The organism is Tsukamurella pseudospumae (assembly GCF_001575195.1).
Classification (GTDB): domain Bacteria; phylum Actinomycetota; class Actinomycetes; order Mycobacteriales; family Mycobacteriaceae; genus Tsukamurella; species Tsukamurella pseudospumae.
The window spans coordinates 358,682-376,084 of record NZ_LSRF01000033.1; the positions used below are offsets into that span (position 1 = coordinate 358,682).

At 70.2% G+C, this 17,403-nt stretch carries 17 protein-coding genes; 12 read left to right on the forward strand and 5 right to left on the reverse strand.

The features are described 5' to 3' along the window. The first annotated feature begins 22 nt into the window (after positions 1-22). The 6 genes from AXK60_RS12245 to AXK60_RS12270 all read left to right on the forward strand — a co-directional run bounded on the left by AXK60_RS12245 (position 23) and on the right by AXK60_RS12270 (position 5,707). Complete coding sequence (locus AXK60_RS12245; protein ID WP_068571379.1) at positions 23-613, forward strand: phosphoribosylanthranilate isomerase; 591 nt, start codon at positions 23-25, stop codon at positions 611-613. Positions 614-665: 52 nt separating this feature from the next. After that, entirely contained in the window at positions 666-1,328 is a 663-nt protein-coding gene (locus tag AXK60_RS12250) for a hypothetical protein (protein WP_139057907.1), read from the forward strand. A gap of 81 nt (positions 1,329-1,409) precedes the next feature. After that, positions 1,410-2,873, forward strand: a complete 1,464-nt coding sequence (locus AXK60_RS12255; protein ID WP_068571381.1) for a PepSY-associated TM helix domain-containing protein — start codon at positions 1,410-1,412, stop codon at positions 2,871-2,873. Positions 2,874-2,936: 63 nt separating this feature from the next. After that, positions 2,937-3,440 carry a ferritin gene (locus AXK60_RS12260; RefSeq protein ID WP_068571382.1) on the forward strand — a complete coding sequence of 168 codons (504 nt, stop codon included), beginning with the start codon at positions 2,937-2,939 and terminating at the stop codon, positions 3,438-3,440. A gap of 97 nt (positions 3,441-3,537) precedes the next feature. After that, positions 3,538-4,206: a TetR/AcrR family transcriptional regulator gene (locus AXK60_RS12265; RefSeq protein WP_068571383.1), complete on the forward strand. Its 669-nt coding sequence runs from the start codon at positions 3,538-3,540 to the stop codon at positions 4,204-4,206. Further along, entirely contained in the window at positions 4,199-5,707 is a 1,509-nt protein-coding gene (locus AXK60_RS12270) for an ArnT family glycosyltransferase (protein WP_068571384.1), read from the forward strand. The genes AXK60_RS12265 and AXK60_RS12270 overlap by 8 nt, the downstream gene beginning before the upstream one ends. Before the next feature lie 12 nt (positions 5,708-5,719). Here the strand turns inward: AXK60_RS12270 and AXK60_RS12275 are convergent, their stop codons facing one another. After that, entirely contained in the window at positions 5,720-6,946 is a 1,227-nt protein-coding gene (locus tag AXK60_RS12275; RefSeq protein ID WP_068571385.1) for a Glu/Leu/Phe/Val dehydrogenase dimerization domain-containing protein, read from the reverse strand. Positions 6,947-7,110: 164 nt separating this feature from the next. Further along, positions 7,111-7,620, reverse strand: coding sequence for an Lrp/AsnC family transcriptional regulator (locus tag AXK60_RS12280; RefSeq protein ID WP_068571386.1), 510 nt, complete (start codon positions 7,618-7,620; stop codon positions 7,111-7,113). A 157-nt stretch (positions 7,621-7,777) separates the two neighbouring features. Here AXK60_RS12280 and hppD point away from each other — a divergent pair, with 157 nt between their 5' ends. The 4 genes from hppD to fahA are packed head-to-tail and all read left to right on the forward strand — an operon-like array spanning position 7,778 to position 12,281. After that, complete coding sequence (gene hppD / locus AXK60_RS12285) at positions 7,778-9,019, forward strand: 4-hydroxyphenylpyruvate dioxygenase (protein WP_068571387.1); 1,242 nt, start codon at positions 7,778-7,780, stop codon at positions 9,017-9,019. Between the two features lie 27 nt (positions 9,020-9,046). Continuing rightward, positions 9,047-10,243, forward strand: coding sequence for a homogentisate 1,2-dioxygenase (locus AXK60_RS12290; RefSeq protein WP_068571388.1), 1,197 nt, complete (start codon positions 9,047-9,049; stop codon positions 10,241-10,243). Beyond that, positions 10,240-11,088 (forward strand): hypothetical protein, encoded by an 849-nt coding sequence (locus AXK60_RS12295; RefSeq protein ID WP_068571389.1) that lies wholly within the window; start codon positions 10,240-10,242, stop codon positions 11,086-11,088. The genes AXK60_RS12290 and AXK60_RS12295 overlap by 4 nt, the downstream gene beginning before the upstream one ends. Beyond that, positions 11,085-12,281, forward strand: coding sequence for a fumarylacetoacetase (gene fahA / locus AXK60_RS12300; RefSeq protein WP_068571390.1), 1,197 nt, complete (start codon positions 11,085-11,087; stop codon positions 12,279-12,281). Before AXK60_RS12295 ends, fahA begins: the two co-directional genes overlap by 4 nt. A gap of 149 nt (positions 12,282-12,430) precedes the next feature. Here fahA and AXK60_RS12305 read toward each other — a convergent pair whose 3' ends face one another. Continuing rightward, complete coding sequence (locus AXK60_RS12305; RefSeq protein WP_068571391.1) at positions 12,431-13,456, reverse strand: aspartate-semialdehyde dehydrogenase; 1,026 nt, start codon at positions 13,454-13,456, stop codon at positions 12,431-12,433. Positions 13,457-13,458: 2 nt separating this feature from the next. Continuing rightward, positions 13,459-14,724: an aspartate kinase gene (locus AXK60_RS12310; RefSeq protein ID WP_068571392.1), complete on the reverse strand. Its 1,266-nt coding sequence runs from the start codon at positions 14,722-14,724 to the stop codon at positions 13,459-13,461. A gap of 151 nt (positions 14,725-14,875) precedes the next feature. On the opposite strand from AXK60_RS12310, the gene AXK60_RS26970 reads away from it, so the two are divergent. Next, a complete protein-coding gene (locus AXK60_RS26970; protein WP_068571393.1) occupies positions 14,876-15,709 on the forward strand; it encodes a hypothetical protein in 834 nt (277 codons plus the stop codon). Positions 15,710-15,756: 47 nt separating this feature from the next. Beyond that, positions 15,757-17,001: a mannosyltransferase family protein gene (locus AXK60_RS12320; protein WP_139057928.1), complete on the forward strand. Its 1,245-nt coding sequence runs from the start codon at positions 15,757-15,759 to the stop codon at positions 16,999-17,001. Between the two features lie 138 nt (positions 17,002-17,139). Here AXK60_RS12320 and AXK60_RS12325 read toward each other — a convergent pair whose 3' ends face one another. Continuing rightward, a complete protein-coding gene (locus tag AXK60_RS12325) occupies positions 17,140-17,343 on the reverse strand; it encodes an MbtH family protein (protein ID WP_068571395.1) in 204 nt (67 codons plus the stop codon). Between the last annotated feature and the right edge of the window lie 60 nt (positions 17,344-17,403).

Consider the following 17,403-nt stretch of genomic DNA (forward strand, 5'->3'; position numbering starts at 1 on the left):
CCGGGCCGGTAGGCTCGGCCCGATGTTCGTCAAGGTGTGTGGGCTGCGGACCGCCGAGACCGTGGCCTCCGCGGTGGCGGCGGGCGCTGACGCGGTCGGCTTCGTCTTCGCACCCGGCAGCGTCCGGCTGATCGACGCGGGCGCGGCCGCGCCGCTGGTCGCGGGAGTGCCCGAGAGCGTCGAGACGGTCGGGGTGTTCCGCGGTCAGCCGATCGACGAGGTGCTGCGCCTGGCCCGCGAGGCCGGGGTCGACACGATCCAGTTGCACGGCGACGAGCCCGACGACCACTTCGTGCGCGCCACGGCCGCGGGGTTCTCGACCATCCGCGCGATCTCCGCGGTCCGGTACACCGCCTCCGGGCACGCGGGCCCCGAGCGGCTGCTCATCGATGCGACGGTGCCCGGTTCGGGCGCCGCCTTCGACCCCGCGGACCTACCGGTTCCCCCGGACGCCGACTGGCTGCTCGCCGGCGGACTACGCCCCGACAACGTGGCCGCGCTCATCGCGGCGTTCGGGCCGTCCGGCGTGGACGTCTCCAGCGGCGTGGAGTCGGCGCCCGGCGTCAAGGATCCGGCCCTCATCCGCGCATTCCTCGCCGCCGCCAAGCCCTGACCTGCCGCTTCCCGCCCCGTCCGCCTCCCCTACAGGGGGTAGTATTCGGCGCATGCTCCGCCCCGCCCGCCCCGAAGCCACGATCCGTGGCGCCGCGGTGGGCGTGGTCTCCTTCGCCGCGAGTCTGACGGCGCACGCACTCGCCATGCGGGGCACCGGAGCGGCGATGCCGGGACACCACACGGGCGGCGCGATGCCGATGACGTCCGCACACGCCGGGCACTCGATGCCGCCGATGGCCTCGATGCCGGGCCACGACATGGGTGCCGCAGGGGCGCACGCGATGCACGACATGACGTCGACGGCGATGCCGGCTGGGGCACCGTCGGTCCCGATGACCGCAGTGCTCGTGCTGGCGCTCGCGTGCGCGGCGCTCGGGGCGCTCGCGGCCCGGCCGCGCACGACCAGCGCCGCCGGCGCAGCGGCGATGCTGCTCCTGGGCCAGGGCGCCGGCCACCTCGCACTCGGCCTCACGATGGGGCACCTCGCGCTGAGCCCCACCATGGCCGCTGCCCACCTCGCCGCAGCGATCGTGGCCGGCGCGGTGATCGCCGGAGCCGAGCACGCGCTGCGCACCGCCCTCGCCACACTCGCGCCCCTGGCAACGACGTGGCGGGAGCGGCCCGGCACCGTCGTCGCCCCGATCTGGACCTTCCGCGTCGCCCCGCTCCCCGTGCTCGCGCGGCACGGGGCGCTGCGCGCGCCGCCGCGCTGACATCACCTCCCTCTTCTCCGCCCGGATCGGCCCCGCCGCCCGGGCTTCCCGCGCGTACGCGCACAACTCTCGAGGTGACTCATGTCTGTGACCGAATCGGCGGCCGAGAACGCGCCGCCGACCCAGCCACCCCCAGCCGCCGGCCCGCCGGCGCGGCCGGGGTGGCGCGCCGCGATCCTGCGGCTGCACTTCTACGCGGGCCTTCTGGTCGGCCCGTTCCTGCTCATCGCGGCGATCAGCGGAGGGCTCTACGCCGCGGCGCCCACCGTCGAACGATTCGTCTACGCGGACCAGATCGTCGCCGCAACGGACGGTCCGGCACGGCCGCTGTCGGAGCAGGTCGCCGCAGCGCAGGCGACCCGTCCGGATCTCCCGGTCGCGGGGGTCCGCACGGGGGACGGCGCGGGCCGCACGACCCGCGTGCTGTTCGACGATCCCGCTCTCACGGCCGAGGGGCGCCAGCTCGCGGTGTACGTCGACCCCGCGTCGGCGCGGGTCCAGGGCGCGCTGCCGGTCTACGGCTCGGCCGAGGCCCTGCCGATCCGGTTCTGGATCGACAGGTTGCACGTCGATCTGCACCTCGGTGCCGTCGGCCGCTTCTACAGCGAGCTCGCGGCGTCGTGGCTCTGGGTGGTCGCCCTGGGCGGCCTGTTCCTGTGGTGGCGGCACCGTCGGGGGAACCCGAAGCGCATGCTGGCGTACCCGCGCGCTCAGAAGGGCCGGGGTGGCCGGATGAGCCGCCACGCAGCGATCGGCACATGGCTGCTGGTGGGCCTGCTGTTCTTCTCCGCGACTGGCCTGACCTGGTCGAAGTACGCGGGTGAGAACATCGGCCAGCTGCGAGCCGAGCTGGGCTGGGTCAAGCCGACCCTGTCCACCTCACTCACCGCGGGCGGCGCGAACACCGGCGGCGGCGAGCACGCCGACCACCAGATGCCCGCCGAGGTTCCGACCGTGTCGCCCGAGGTCGCCGCGCAGACCCGGGCCCGCAACATCGCGGTCCTGGACCGGGCCGTCACGGCCGCCGCGGAACGGGGCGTCGACGGTGCCGTCCAGGTCTCGATCCCGACGGATCCGTCCGTCGCGATCACTGTCGCGCAGACCCGGCAGCCGTGGCGGATGGGCGTCGATTCGGCGACGATCGACCCGTCGACGGGGCAGGTGGTGACCGTGCTCGCGTTCGCATCCTGGCCGCTGTTGGCGAAGGCGACGGAGCTGCTCATCAACACGCACATGGGCTGGCAGTTCGGTCTGCTCAATCAGATCGCGCTGATCGTGTTCGCGGCGCTGCTGGTGACCGTGATCGTGCGGGGCTACCTGATGTGGTGGCAGCGGCGACCGAAGCGGGGCGGGTTCCCGACACCGGCCGCCCGGGGCGCGATCCGGAAGGTCGAACCGTCGCACGCGATTCCGGCGATTCTGGGCATAGCGTTCCTGGGCTGGTTCCTCCCGGTGTTCGGTGTTTCGCTGCTCGCATTCGTCGTCCTCGACCTTGCGATAGGCGTGGCTAAGAGGGGTAGGGCTAACCTAAGAAATAGGGTCTGACCTGCGCAAAGGGTCGCCTTGCCTGCGTTGCGCGGCAGCTGGAACGGTTCTAGAGTCGTCCGTATGAAGCTGACGGATGCACTCGAAGAGAAGTTCAACGATCAGATCACGCTCGAGTTCGAGGCCTCGCTGGTCTACCGCCAGCTGGCCATCGAGATGGAGATCCGTGACCTGCCCGGTATCGCGGCGTGGCTGCGCCACCAGGCCGACGAGGAGATCGTCCACGCGAACAAGTGGATCGACCACCTCTCGGACCGCGACAACCACCCGAAGATCGGCGCCTCGGCGGCCCCGAAGGTGGACGTGACGACCGTCCTCGACGTGTTCGAGGTCGCGCTGGAGCACGAGCGTCGCGTGTCGGACTCGATCCGCGACCTCTACCGCGCCGCGAACGAGGACATCGACTCCAAGAGCCTCATCCAGTGGTTCGTCAACGAGCAGGTCGAGGAGGAGGCCACCGTCAGCGAGATCGTCGGTCGCCTCAAGCTCATCGACGGTGACGGCCCGGGCCTCCTGCGTCTCGACGAGGAGCTGGGCTCGCGCCCGACTCGCACCACCGAGGCCTGATCAGACCACTATTGCAGCCCGGGAAACGGGGCTCTCCGCATGCGGAGGGCCCCGTTTTTCGGTTGTCCATCTTGACCGCACGTGCTAGTTTTTGACCATGGGGCCAGAAAATAAGTCGGACGGCCAGAGGTCGTTCATCGAGGAGGCGCGGCGCCGGCAGATCATCGCGGCGGCGGCCGAGGTCCTCGCCGACGAGGGGTACGGCCGCGCCACGTTGGCCCGCATCGCCCGACAGGCCGGGATCTCCAAGGGCGTCATCTCGTACCACTTCGACGGCAAGGACGACCTGATGCGACAGGTGGTGATCCACCTGTTCGTAGCCGGTGCCGAGTTCATGGGCCCCCGGCTCGCCGAGCAGCACACCGCCACCGACATCCTGCGCACCTACATCGCCACCAACCTCGAATACATCAAGGCGGAACGCCGATTCCTGGGCGCCATGGTCGAAGTGGTCCTCAACCTCCGCAATCCGGACGGCACCCCCGCCTTCACTCCGAGTGACGGCGAGAAGGAGATGCTCGCTCCACTCGCCGAGATCCTGCGAGGCGGCCAGGAATCCGGCGAGTTCTCCACCGACTTCGACGCGATGATCATGGCGCGCCTGATCCGCGACGCGATCGACGGCGCGGCCGGCCACGCCGCCCGTGACCCCGAACTCGACCTCGACGCCCACGCGGAACAGATGGTCCGCGTCTTCCTCGCCGCGGTGCAGCCCTCGCCGCACGGATCCGCATCACTCGCACCATCGGAGGACACCGATGACTGAGACCACGCCCGCTCCTTCCGTCCACCCCACCCCCACGTCGCCCCCGCCCGTTGCGTGGGTCGCGATCGTGCCCGTCGTCGTACTCGGCGCGATCGCCGCCACGTTCGGCGCGAGCAAGTACCACCTGTTCGGCGACGAGCTGTACTTCATCGCAGCCGGACAGCATCTCTCCGTGAGCTACGCCGACCAGGGGCCGATCCTGCCCCTGCTGGCACTCCTCGGCAACGCCATGCCGGGCGATTCACTGGTACTGTTCCGCCTCCCGTCCGTTCTCATCACCCTCGTCGGGATCCTGTTGTCGGCCTTGCTCGCCCGCGAGTTCGGCGGCGGACGTCTCGCGCAGGGCCTCTCGGCGGGTGCGTACGCGACCTCGACCTTCCTACTGCTGCAGTCCTCCCTACTCGCCACCAACGCGATCGACACTCCACTGTGGGTGGCGGTCACCTGGCTGGTGGTGCGCTGGGTGCGCACGCGCCAGGACTGGCTCCTGTTCGCAGCGGGTGTGGTGACGGCCATCGACATGCAGGTCAAGTGGCTGATCCCGGTGTTCTGGGTGTGCGTGATCGCCGCCTCGCTGATCTGGGGGCCGCGCGAGCTCCTCCGGCGCCCCGCGCTGTGGGCGGGCGGCGCATTCACCGTGATCACGATGATCCCGGCGCTGATCTGGCAGGCTCGACACGGCTGGCCGTACCTGCAGCTCACGAGCCAGGTCGCGGAGGAGAGCCAGTACACCGGCGGACGATTGTTGTTCGTCCCGATCATGCTGCTACTCGCGGGAATCCTCGGCACACCGTTGCTGGTGTACGGGCTGTACGCGCTGTTCCGCTCGCCGGACCTGCGACCGTTCCGCTTCCTCGCCCCCGCGTTCGTGCTGCTGGTGGTCGTCTTCATCCTCACCGCGGGACGGCCCTACTACCCCGGCGGCATGCTGCCCGTGATCATCGCCGCGGGTGCCGTCGCCTTCGAACGGATCCGATGGCCGCGATTCCGATGGATAGCCGCGCCACTGTCGGCGTTCGCCGTGGTCTTCGTGGTCGTGAGCCTGCCCTTCACCCCGGAATCGAAGATCGCAGAACCGAAGTCGGTCATGGAGGCCGGGATGCAGATCTCCGTGTACGGCCAGTTCGGTTGGCCCGAACTCACGCGGGCCGTGGAGGATTCGATCACCGCGCTGCCCGAATCCGAACGCCCTCAGGCGATCGTCACGAACTCCTACTGGCAGTCGGCGGCCCTGCAGTACTACGGAAAGGGTCTCCCCCCGGTGTACAGCCCGAGCCGCGGGTACGGCTATCTCGGGCAGCCCGACGATTCCGCGACGACCGTGCTCTGGGTCGTCGACTCCGACGCGGAGCAGCCGGGCGACATGTGCGAGACCTCGCGAACCCTCCGGTCGGTGCACCACCGCATCGGGATGCCCACCGCGTCGACCGGTGTCGACATCCGACTGTGTCATGCCCGCGCGCCCTGGTCGCAGCTGTGGCCGGACCTCCGGCGGATGTGATCGGCGCGCGGCTCAGACCAGCTGATCCAGAGCGATCTCGAACGCGGTGGCGGCCACCAGCGTCGAGCTCGCGGACCGGGCGTGGCAGCGCTCGAGCGCGGTGCCGATGGTGCGGGAGACGTCACCGAAGATCGACTCGTCGGAGACCTCGACCTCGCCCTCCATGAGCATCGCGAACGCGCGGGTCATGCCGCAGTTGGCGATGAAGTCGGGGATCACGGCAACCTGCTGATCGGCGTGCTCGTAGACGGGACCGTAGAAGATCTCGGGGTCGGCGAAGGGCACGTTCGCACCGCACGCGACCACCTCGAGGCCGGCGCCGATCATCGCGTCGACCTGCTCGCGGGTCACGAGACGCGATGCGGCACAGGGCAGGAAGACCTCGGCGCCGACCGACCAGATCCGCTCTGCGGCCTCGTCGAAGGTCAGCAGGTCGTCGGCCACCAGCTGGTTGCCCTGCTTGGCCAGGTACAGGTCGGTCACCTCGTCGGCGCTGATGCCCTCGGGCCGGACGATGCCGCCGTCACGGTCCAGGATCCCGACGATCCGCGCCCCGGCCTGCCCCGCGTAGTAGGCCGCCGCCGCACCGACATTGCCCCAGCCCTGCACGATCACGCGCTTGCCCTCGAGCGAGCCACCGTGCACGCGGTAGAAGTGGAGCACCGATTGCGCGACACCCCACCCCGTGATGAGGTCGGCCACGCTGTAGCGGCGGCCGTGGTCCGGCGTGAACCGAGGGTCCTCCACGATCTTCGCGACGCCGAGCCGCAGCTGCCCCACCCGCTGCACGTGATCGCGGCCGTCGGGAGCGAAGTGGCCGTTGACGACTACCTCCTGCGGGTGCCACAGGCCGAGGCTCTCGGTGATCGGGACGACCTCGAGCTTCTCGTCCACGTTGAGGTCGCCACCCGTGCCGTAGTACGCCTTGAGCAGCGGCGTGACGGCCGCGAACCAACGGCGCAGCACCTCGTCCTTGCGCGGATCGGTCGGATCGAAGTCGATGCCCGACTTGGCGCCACCGATCGCCGGGCCGGCGACGGTGAACTTGACCTCCATCGTCTTGGCGAGCGACTCGACCTCCCGGCGGTCCAGGCCCCGTCGCATCCGGGTACCGCCACCCGCGGCCCCGCCGCGCAGGGAATTGATGACGGTCCAGCCGCGGGCCGAGGTCTCGGGGTCGTGCCATTCGAAGACCACCTCGGGCGCCTTGGCTTCGAACCTGGTGAGCAGCTGCTTCATGTCGCTCCTGTGGGTCTGCGAGATCGGGTGTGAACGAGATCACTGTGCGACCGGATGACGGCTCCGGACAACCGATGCACGACTGACCGCGCAGAATGCCCATCCCATGTCGGACCCGCGATCGAGAACTGCGCAATCTGCTCAGCGGCCCGCGTCGAACGTGATCAACCGCGATAGCGGGGTGCTCTCGACACCGGCCGGGCGTCGAGCGTCCGCAACAGCGGCATCGCCCGGAAGGGCACGATCTCGGACAGCACGACGATGCTGATCGACCGCGCGACCAGCGGCGATCGCCCGATCCGGAGCAGCGTCTCCTGCAGTCCCCGATGCGAGTCGGCGGCCACGCGGCAGAGCACGTCACTGCCGCCGGTGGTGGCGAAAGCCTCGAGCACGTTCGGGATCCCTGCCAGTTCATCGGCGACGGCGCTCAGCTCGCCCTGGGCCGTCTCCAACTGCACGAAGCACTGGACACCGAAGCCGGCGGCCGCGACATCGAGGTGCGGCTGGTATCCGGCGATGACGCCCGCGTCCTCCAGCTTCTTCAGCCTGGCCTGCACGGTCGCGCGGGCCACGCCCACACGGCGCGAGGTCTCCAGCACGCCGATCTGCGGGTCGCGGTTCAGCGAGTCGAGCAGCGCGAAGTCGACATCGTCCAGTTTCACCGGTTCCTGCATGACGACATCCTTCCTAGTCGAAATGACTACATCAGTCGGTGTATCACCGGCGCATCACGGCAGTTTGAGCATTCGAAGCTGTCGATATTGCCACCGGGCCGCGCGCGGCCGATCGTCGTGATGCACGTTACATCCAGCCCGGAAGGTGAGCAGACCCATGACGCAGACCACCGCCCCGCAGTCCTCCCTCGAGCAGACGCTGACCGACGAGGAGAAGCTCGCGGGCCTCGGCGCCGACCAGCTGCAGCAGCTCGTCGGCCTCGTCTCCTACGACGCCACGCGCGACGACTTCCCCGTCAACGGCTGGGACTCGATCGTCTTCGTGGTGGGCAACGCCACCCAGACGGCGCACTACTACCAGTCGGTCTGGGGCATGGAGCTCATCGCCTACCGCGGCCCGGAGCAGGGCGAGCGCGACCACAAGTCCTACGTGCTCCGTTCGGGTTCCATCCGGTTCGTCGTCCAGGGCGCCGTCAGCCCGGACAGCCCGCTGATCGCGCACCACACCCGTCACGGCGACGGGGTCGTCGACATCGCGCTCGAGGTCCCGGACGTGGACCGGTGCATCGCCCACGCCCGGGCCTCCGGCGCGACGGTGCTCGAGGAGCCCCACGACGTGACCGACGAGCACGGCACGGTCCGGATCGGCGCGATCGCGACCTACGGGGAGACCCGGCACACGCTGGTGCAGCGCGTGGTCGACGGTGCGCGGTACCAGGGCGCGTACCTGCCCGGTTACGTTCCGGCCACCAGCACCTTCCGCAAGCGCGACGGTGCCCCCAAGCGGATCTTCCAGGCCCTGGACCACATCGTCGGCAATGTCGAGCTGGGCCGCATGGACGAGTGGGTCGGCTTCTACAACCGCGTCATGGGTTTCACCAACATGGCGGAGTTCATCGGCGACGACATCGCCACCGACTACTCGGCGCTCATGTCCAAGGTGGTGGCCAACGGCAACCACCGCGTGAAGTTCCCCCTCAACGAGCCCGCGATCGCGGCCAAGAAGTCGCAGATCGACGAGTACCTCGAGTTCTACGGCGGGCCGGGAGCGCAGCACCTCGCCGTCGCGACCAACGACATCCTCACCGCCGTGGACGCGCTGCGCGCGGAGGGAGTGGAGTTCCTCAACACCCCTGACGCCTACTACGACGACCCCGAGCTGCGCGCCCGGATCGGCGAGGTGCGGGTGCCCGTCGAGGAACTGCAGAAGCGCGGCATCCTGGTCGACCGCGACGAGGACGGCTACCTGCTGCAGATCTTCACGAAGCCGCTGGGCGACCGGCCCACCGTGTTCTTCGAGCTCATCGAGCGGCACGGCTCGCTCGGCTTCGGCAAGGGCAACTTCAAGGCCCTGTTCGAGGCCATCGAGCGCGAGCAGGACAGCCGCGGCAACCTCTGACGCGACACCACCACCAGGAGGGTTCCCATGGCCTACTACCGCAGCGTCGGCACGATTCCGCCCAAGCGCCACACCCAGTTCCGGCGAGAGGACGGCGAGCTCTACTACGAGGAGCTGGTCGGCGAGGAGGGCTTCTCGTCCGACTCCTCGCTGCTGTACCACCGCGGCATCCCGTCGGCGATCACCGCGGCCGAGCCCTGGGAGCCGAGCGACCTGAGCCTGACGCCCAACGCCCCACTGCTGCCCCGGCACCTGCGGCTGCACGACCTGTTCGACGACGCCGCGGCCTCCGCCGCGGACGTGGTGACCGGCCGGCGGCTGGTGCTGGGCAACGCCGACGTGCGGATCTCCTACGTGGTGGCGGGCGCACCGTCGCCCCTGTACCGCAACGCGATCGGCGACGAATGCGTGTACATCGAGGACGGCGCCGGCACGGTCGAGACCGTCTTCGGTGCGCTCACCTTCCGCACCGGCGACTACGTGCTGATGCCCCGGGCCACCACCCACCGCTGGGTGCCGGCCGCGGGAACGACGGTGCGCGCCTACGCGATCGAGGCGTGCGGCGGGGGCGGCGGTCACATCGCCCCGCCCAAGCGGTACCTGTCGCGGTACGGGCAGCTGCTCGAGCACGCCCCGTTCTGCGAGCGGGACCTGCACGGACCGTCGGAGCCATTGCTGCGCGCGGGCACCGACGTCGAATTGCTGGTCAAGCACCGCGGCCCCGGCGGCGCGACCGGCACCCGGTACGTCCTGCCGACGCACCCGTTCGACGTGGTCGGTTGGGACGGCTGCCTGTACCCGTACACGTTCAACGTGGAGGACTTCGAGCCGATCACGGGCCGGGTGCACCAGCCGCCGCCCGTGCACCAGGTCTTCGAGGGACACAACTTCGTGGTCTGCAACTTCGTGCCGCGCAAGGTCGACTACCACCCGCTGTCGATCCCCGTGCCGTACTACCACTCCAACGTCGACTCCGACGAGGTGATGTTCTACGTGGCGGGCGACTACGAGGCGCGCAAGGGAACGGGCATCGGCCCGGGATCGATCTCGCTGCATCCGGGCGGCCACGCCCACGGCCCGCAGCCCGGCGCGATGGAGGGCAGCATCGGCCTGGAGCGGTTCGACGAGCTCGCCGTCATGGTCGACACCTTCGCGCCGCTGCAGCTGGGCGAGGGCGCCCGCGCCACGGACGACGGTGCCTACTACCGCAGTTGGTCACGGTGACCGCCCTGCTCGCCGGGTTCGTCGACGACGCGGGTCTGTTCCCGCCGACGGCGCTGCCGATGAGCGAGGCCCTGGCCCGGCACCGGCACGACCTCGCCGTGGGCGATCCGATGCTCACGCACCGGTTCCTCTGTCCCGCAGCGCGGATCGACGAACTGCGTGCGCACCTGGTCGAGGACGACCGGATCGCCGTGGGGATCATCGCATCCGCGGACGCACCGGACGGTGCCCTCGCCGCCGCGGCGGCCGCCGCCGACGCCGACCCCCGGACGCAGCTCGCGCTGGTCGAGATCGCCTGCGATCTCGCTGATCTCGACCCCGCGCTGGCAGCCGCCACTGCGTACGGCACCCCAGTTTTCGTCGAGGCCACCGAGCGCACCGAATCGCCGCGTTTCGCCGCGGTGCTCGCGGGACGCGGTGCTGGCCTGAAGATCCGGTGCGGCGGCGTGCGCGCCGACCTGTTCCCGGAACCCGCCGAGGTCGCGAACGCCCTGGTCTCCGCCGCTGCGGCAGGCGTGCCCGTCAAGGCGACCGCCGGCCTGCATCACGCCGTGCGGTACCGGGACCCGGCCACCGGGTTCGTGCACCACGGCTTCCTCAACCTGGTGGTCGCAGCGGCGCGCGCCGCCGCAGGAGCCGGGTCCGGTCCCGTGGCCGACGTCCTGTCCAGCGCCGACGGTGCCGCCCTCGCCGCCGAGGCCGCCGCCCTGACGCCCGACGGTGCCACCGCGGCCCGTCGCCTGCTCGTCTCGTACGGATCCTGCAGCACCACAACCCCGCCCACCGAAGCCGCCGATCTCGGACTCTCCCCCTCCGCTCTCGACACAGAAGGACAACGATCGTGACCACCACCTGGGCGCCCGTGCCCGCCGGCTCCGGCTTCGGCGTCGAGAACCTGCCCTACGGGGTCTTCCGCCCGGTCGACGGCGCCGCCCGCGTGGGCGTGCGTATCGGCGACCACGTGCTCGATCTCGCGGCCGCCCTCGGAGACCCCGTGTTCGCGACGCCGTCGCTGAACGGCCTCCTCGCCCGCGGCCGCACGGAGTGGAGCCGAGTGCGCGCCGAGATCGTCGCGCTGCTCACCGATCCCGCGCGCGAGACGGACGGAGCCGCGGCCCTGCATCCGCTGACGGAGGTGACGCTGCATCTCCCCTTCGAGGTCGCCGACTACGTCGACTTCTACGCCAGCGAGCACCACGCCACCAATCTGGGCCGCATGTTCCGCCCGGATTCCGCTGCGCTGCTGCCGAACTGGAAGCATCTGCCGGTCGGGTACCACGGTCGTGCGGGCACCGTCGTCCCCTCCGGGACGCCCGTCGTGCGGCCCGCCGGGCAGCGGAAGGCACCGTCGGACGACGCACCGGTGTTCGGTCCGTCCGGTCGCCTGGACATCGAGACCGAGCTGGGCTTCGTCGTGGGTGCGCCGACCACGCTCGGAAGCAGCATCGGCACGGGCGATTTCGCCGAGCACGTCTTCGGCGTGTGCGTGGTGAACGACTGGTCGGCGCGCGACATCCAGGCGTGGGAGTACGTGCCACTGGGCCCGTTCCTCGGCAAGAGCTTCGCAACCTCGATCTCGCCGTGGATCGTCCCGCTGGAGGCCCTGGAGGCCGCTCGCGTCGTGGTCCCCACGCAGGACCCCGTGCCGCTCCCCCACCTGCGGGAGATCGAGAAGTGGGGCCTGGACATCGTTTTCGAGGTCGAGCTCAACGGCGTGCAGATCTCCCGCCCGCCCTACGCGCAGATGTACTGGTCACCCGCGCAGATGCTGGCGCACATGACCAGCAACGGCGCGAGCCTGCGCACCGGCGACCTGTTCGCCTCCGGCACCGTCTCCGGCCCGGAGCGCGACCAGCGCGGCTCGCTCATCGAGCTCACCTGGAACGGCACCGAACCACTGCGTCTCGCCGACGGTTCCGAGCGCACCTTCCTCTCGGACGGCGACGTGGTCACCATCAGCGCCACAGCGCCCGGACCGAACGGCACCCGCATCGACCTCGGCGAGGTCACAGGCAGGATCGCACCCACCCCGAGCTGACGGCGGACCGTCGAAACCCGGAAGCACCGGCCGGGCCGATCGGGTGCGGGAAGGCATCCGCACCCGTTCCGCACGTACGCACCCGGCATACCGGGTGCGCTCGGGTGTTTCGGGTGCGGATAGCCTTCCGCACCCGAATCGCCCGAGGTCTAGACCAGCAGTTCCGCGATCTGCACCGTGTTCAGCGCAGCGCCCTTGCGCAGGTTGTCACCGCTGATGAACAACGCCAGGCCACGTCCCTCGGGCACGCCCGGATCCTGGCGGATGCGGCCGACGAGCGAGTCGTCGGCGCCCGCGGCGGCCAACGGGGTGGGCACGTCGACGAGCTTGACGCCCGGCGCGGATGCGAGCAGCTCCTGCGCCCGCGCGACCGACAGCGGCGAGGCGAACTCGGCGTTGATCGACAGCGAGTGGCCGGTGAGCACGGGCACGCGCACGCATGTTCCGCTGACCAACAGGTCGGGAAGGCCCAGGATCTTGCGCGACTCGTTGCGCAGCTTCTGATCCTCGTCGGTCTCGCCCGAGCCGTCGTCCACGATCGCGCCGGCCAGGGGCAGCACGTTGAAGGCGATCGGCGCGACGTACTTGTTCGGCGCCGGGAACGTCACGGCGGAACCGTCGTGCACCAGCTTCTCGGCCTCCGGCTCGACGGCGCGCACCTGGGAGACGAGCTCCTCCACGCCGGCCAGGCCCGAACCGGACACGGCCTGGTACGAGGAGACGATCAGCCGCTGCAGGCCGGCCTCGTCGTGCAGCACCTTGAGCACCGGCATCGCGGCCATCGTGGTGCAGTTCGGGTTGGCGATGATGCCCTTCTTGAGGTCGCGGACCTGCTCGGGATTCACCTCCGAGACCACCAGCGGCACGTCCGGATCCTTGCGGAAGGCGCTCGAGTTGTCGATCACGGTGACACCGGCGGCGGCGAACCGCGGCGCCTGGACGCGGGACATCGTCGCACCTGCGCTGAACAGCGCGATGTCGAGGCCCGCGGGGTCTGCGGTCTCGGCGTCCTCGACGACGATCTCGCGGTCGCCGAAGGGCAGCGTCCTACCCGCGGACCGCGAGGACGCGAAGAACCGCACCTCGTCGGCCGGGAAGTTCCGGTCCAGCAGCAGCTGACGCATGACGGCGCCCACCTGGCCGGTGGCGCCGACGACTCCTACACGCACACCCATGACTACCGCCCCGTTCCCGCGTAGACGACGGCCTCTTCGTCCGTGCCCAGGCCGAAGGCGTCGTGCAGCACCTTGACGGCCTCGTCGAGCTCGGTGTCGCGGATGAGGACCGAGATGCGGATCTCCGACGTGGAGATCAGCTCGATGTTGATACCGGCCTGCGACAGCGCCTCGCAGAAGGTGGCGGTCACGCCGGGATGGCTCTTCATGCCCGCGCCGACCAGCGAGACCTTGCCGACGTGATCGTCGTAGACCACCGAGTCGAAGCCGATCTCGCGGCGCAGCGCCTCGAGCTTCTCCACACCCAGCGGGCCGAGCTCGCGCGGCAGCGTGAAGGTGATGTCGGTGCGGCCCGTGTCGACCTTGGACACGTTCTGCAGCACCATGTCGATGTTGATCTCGGCGTCGGCGATGGCGCGGAACACGCGCGCGGCGTAGCCGGGCTTGTCCTCGAGGCCGACGACGGTGATCTTCGCCTCGCTGCGGTCGTGGGCGACGCCGGTGAGAATTGCCTCTTCCACGGGGATGTCCTCCATAGATCCGTTGACGATGGTGCCGGGCTTGGTCGAGTACGAGGAGCGCACGTGGACCGGGACGTTGTAGCGGCGCGCGTACTCCACGCACCGGAGCATGAGCACCTTCGCGCCACACGCGGCCATCTCCAGCATCTCCTCGAAGGAGACCTTCTCGAGATGGCGGGCATTGGGCACGATGCGCGGGTCGGCGGTGTAGATGCCGTCGACATCGGTGTAGATCTCACAGACATCGGCGTTCAGTGCCGCGGCCAGGGCGACGGCCGTGGTGTCCGAGCCGCCGCGCCCGAGCGTGGTGACGTCCTTGGTGTCCTGCGAGACGCCCTGGAAGCCGGCGACGAGGACGATCTTGCCGTCGTCGATCGCGGCCTGGACGCGCCCCGGGGTGACGTCGATGATCTTCGCCGCGCCGTGCTTGCTGGTGGTGATCACGCCGGCCTGCGAGCCCGTGAAGGACTGCGCCTCGGCGCCCAGGGAATGAATGGCCATCGCGACGAGCGCGTTGGAGATGCGCTCACCCGAGGTGAGCAGCATGTCCATCTCGCGGGCGGGCGGCGCGGGGCACACCTGGTTGGCGAGATCGAGCAGCTCATCGGTGGTATCGCCCATCGCGGAGACGACGACCACGACGTCGTTCCCCGCGCGCTTCGTCTCGACGATCCGTTCGGCCACGCGCCGGATGCGCTCGGCGGAGGAGACGGAGCTGCCTCCGTACTTCTGGACGACGAGTGCCACGTGGAACCTCTCCGTTGCGGGCTTCGATGGTCGACTCGATCCTACCGACCTGGGTTCTTCGGATTCGAGGGCACCGTTCCAAGCGGTGCGCAACCCGCCGTTCAGCGACATCGGGGATGATCGACGGGAACGCGAAACCTCAGGAGATCCGATGAACCCCTACGGCGGCGGCCAGAACCCCGGTCAGTACCCCGGTGGCCCGTACCCCCAGGGCGCCCCGCAACCCGGCGGACCCACCGGCCAGCAGTACGGCGGGCAGCCCTCGCAGAGCGGATTCCCGGGCCGGCCGGGCCAGCCACAGAGTCCGAGCCAGGGCCCGCAGGCCACCACACCCTTCAGCCCGCAGCAGGGCGGGTACCCGCAGGGGGCGTACCGGCCGGGCGGCTACCCGCCCGGACCGCCGCAGCCCCCGTACGGCGGCCCCGGTGGTCCCGGTGGCCCAGGCAATGGCGGCGGAGGCGGCAACCGCAAGGGCCTGATCATCGCGCTGACCGCGATCGTCGCGATCCTGGCCGTCGCCGGGGTGATCGCGATCGTCGTCGCGACGAAGAGCGACGGCTCGTCCACGACCGCCTCCCCCGTCACCTTCTCGGCCGATGCCAGCACGACCGGCGCCGCGCCCACCACGGGCGCCGCCCCGACGACCGGCACCGCGCCCGCCACCGAATCGGACGGCTTCCTCACCACGGCGCCCAAGCCGACCAGCGGCGCACCGTCGGGCGGCGTGTCCGTGCAGCTCAAGCTGTCCGCGGGCGGCAACGGCGCGGGCGTCGTCATGGTCACCGGCGTCCAGGAGGGCACGGTCCCCAAGGCCTCGACCCTGCCGTGGGAGTGGCAGGGCACCGCGACGATCGGCGCTCGGATGTCCCTGATCGTCACCGGGACCGGCCCCGTGACCTGCACCATCACCGTCAACGGGCAGGAATTCGCCAAGTCCGGCGACAACTACGTCAACTGCACGATCACGCGGATCAGCTCACCGTGACCGCGGTCGGCGCGCGCGGCGACGACGCCGACCGGACCGTCGGTACGATGCAACGCGTGCCGACCGCCCCCGACCTCGCCGCGACCGGAGCCGACACCCGAGCGGGCACCGGCGCCGCGCCGGCACCGTCGTCCCTGCTCGACCGCACCCGGTCGATCTGGCTGCCGATCGTGTTCTACCTCGCGATCCGCGGTATCGGGCTGGCGGTGCTCGCGCGATTCGCGCAGCTCCGCAACCAGAACCTCGCCGATCTGCTGACCGCGTGGGACGGCAAGTGGATGATCGGGCTGGCCACCTACGGCTACAACGACATGCCGTGGCGGTTCGTCGACGCGCGGGGCGAGCACACCGCCGACACGGCCTACGCCTTCTTCCCCGGCTTCCCCATGCTGGTCCGGGCGGTGGCACAGCTGCCCGGCTTCGACGCCTACCGCGCGGCGCTCACCGTCAACACGATCCTCGGCTGCGTCGCGGCGGTGGCCGCCTATCGCCTGGGCCGGCTCTGCGTCGAGCACATGCCGCGCGTGCCCACCCACCTCGCCGAACGGGCGGGCCTGCTCACGACCGTCCTGTTCGCGGCCGCGCCGATGTCGATCGTGCTGACCATGGCTTACACCGAGGCGCTGTACTGCGCCCTCGCCGGCTGGGCCCTGGTCGGGGTCATGGAGCGCAGGTGGATCCTCGCGGGCGTCTGCACGGCGCTGGCGGGGCTGTGCCGCCCCACCTCCGTGGTCCTCATCGGGGTGGTCGCGCTGGCGGCCCTCATCGCGGTCCTCTCGTCCGACGGTGCCGAACGCGTCAAGGCCGTCGTCTGCGTGCTGCTCACGCCGATCGGGTGGCTGACCTACCTGCTCATCGTGGCGCACCACACCGGGAGCCTCACGGGGTGGTTCCGCATCCAGACCGAGGGCTGGGGCACGACCTTCGACCTGGGCGTGCAGACCTGGCAGTTCGTCAACTACAGCCTGATCAACGGTTCCGACATCGCCGACCTGTCGGTGGTCGGGCTGCTCGCCGCATCGATCGTGCTGATCGTGCTCGCGATCCGCGCGAAGATGCCGTGGCCGATCACGCTGTACGGCTCGCTCGTGGTGGTCTCACTGCTCGGCTCCGGCGGCCTGATGATGTCGCGGCCCCGGCTGCTGCTGCCCGCCTTCGTGCTGCTCATCCCGATCGCGATCGGCCTGGCGAGGCGTTCCCGGAACGTCCAGATCTGGACCTGCGTCGGCATCGTCACGGTCACCTGCTGGTACGGCGCCCACATGGTGAGCGTCTACCCGCACGCCATGTGACGGGATTCGGGCACGGCGCACCGTCGGACCCACGAACGTGGCGTCCGCTCCGTCCGGGAGCGAGGACGGTGCCGCGTACTCCGGGCACGGCGACGGCCGACAGGACGACTGCCCTGCCGGCCCCGCCGATCGGAACTCTCAGGCGCGCAGACTGAGCGGACGGATGTCCGTCCACGCGGACTCGATGTACTCGAGGCACTCCGCCCGCGAACGGCCGCCCTCGCCGAAGGCGATCGTCCAGCCCCGGGGCGCCGGCCGGAAGGTCGGCCACAGGGAGTGCTGGCCCTCGTCGTTCACGAGGACCTCGAACTCGCCCGACTCGTTGTCGAAGGGATTGTTCATTTCATTTCTCCTTTGTGGGAGGGATACGGCGATGGGTTGTCGATGAGCACGCTCGCGGCG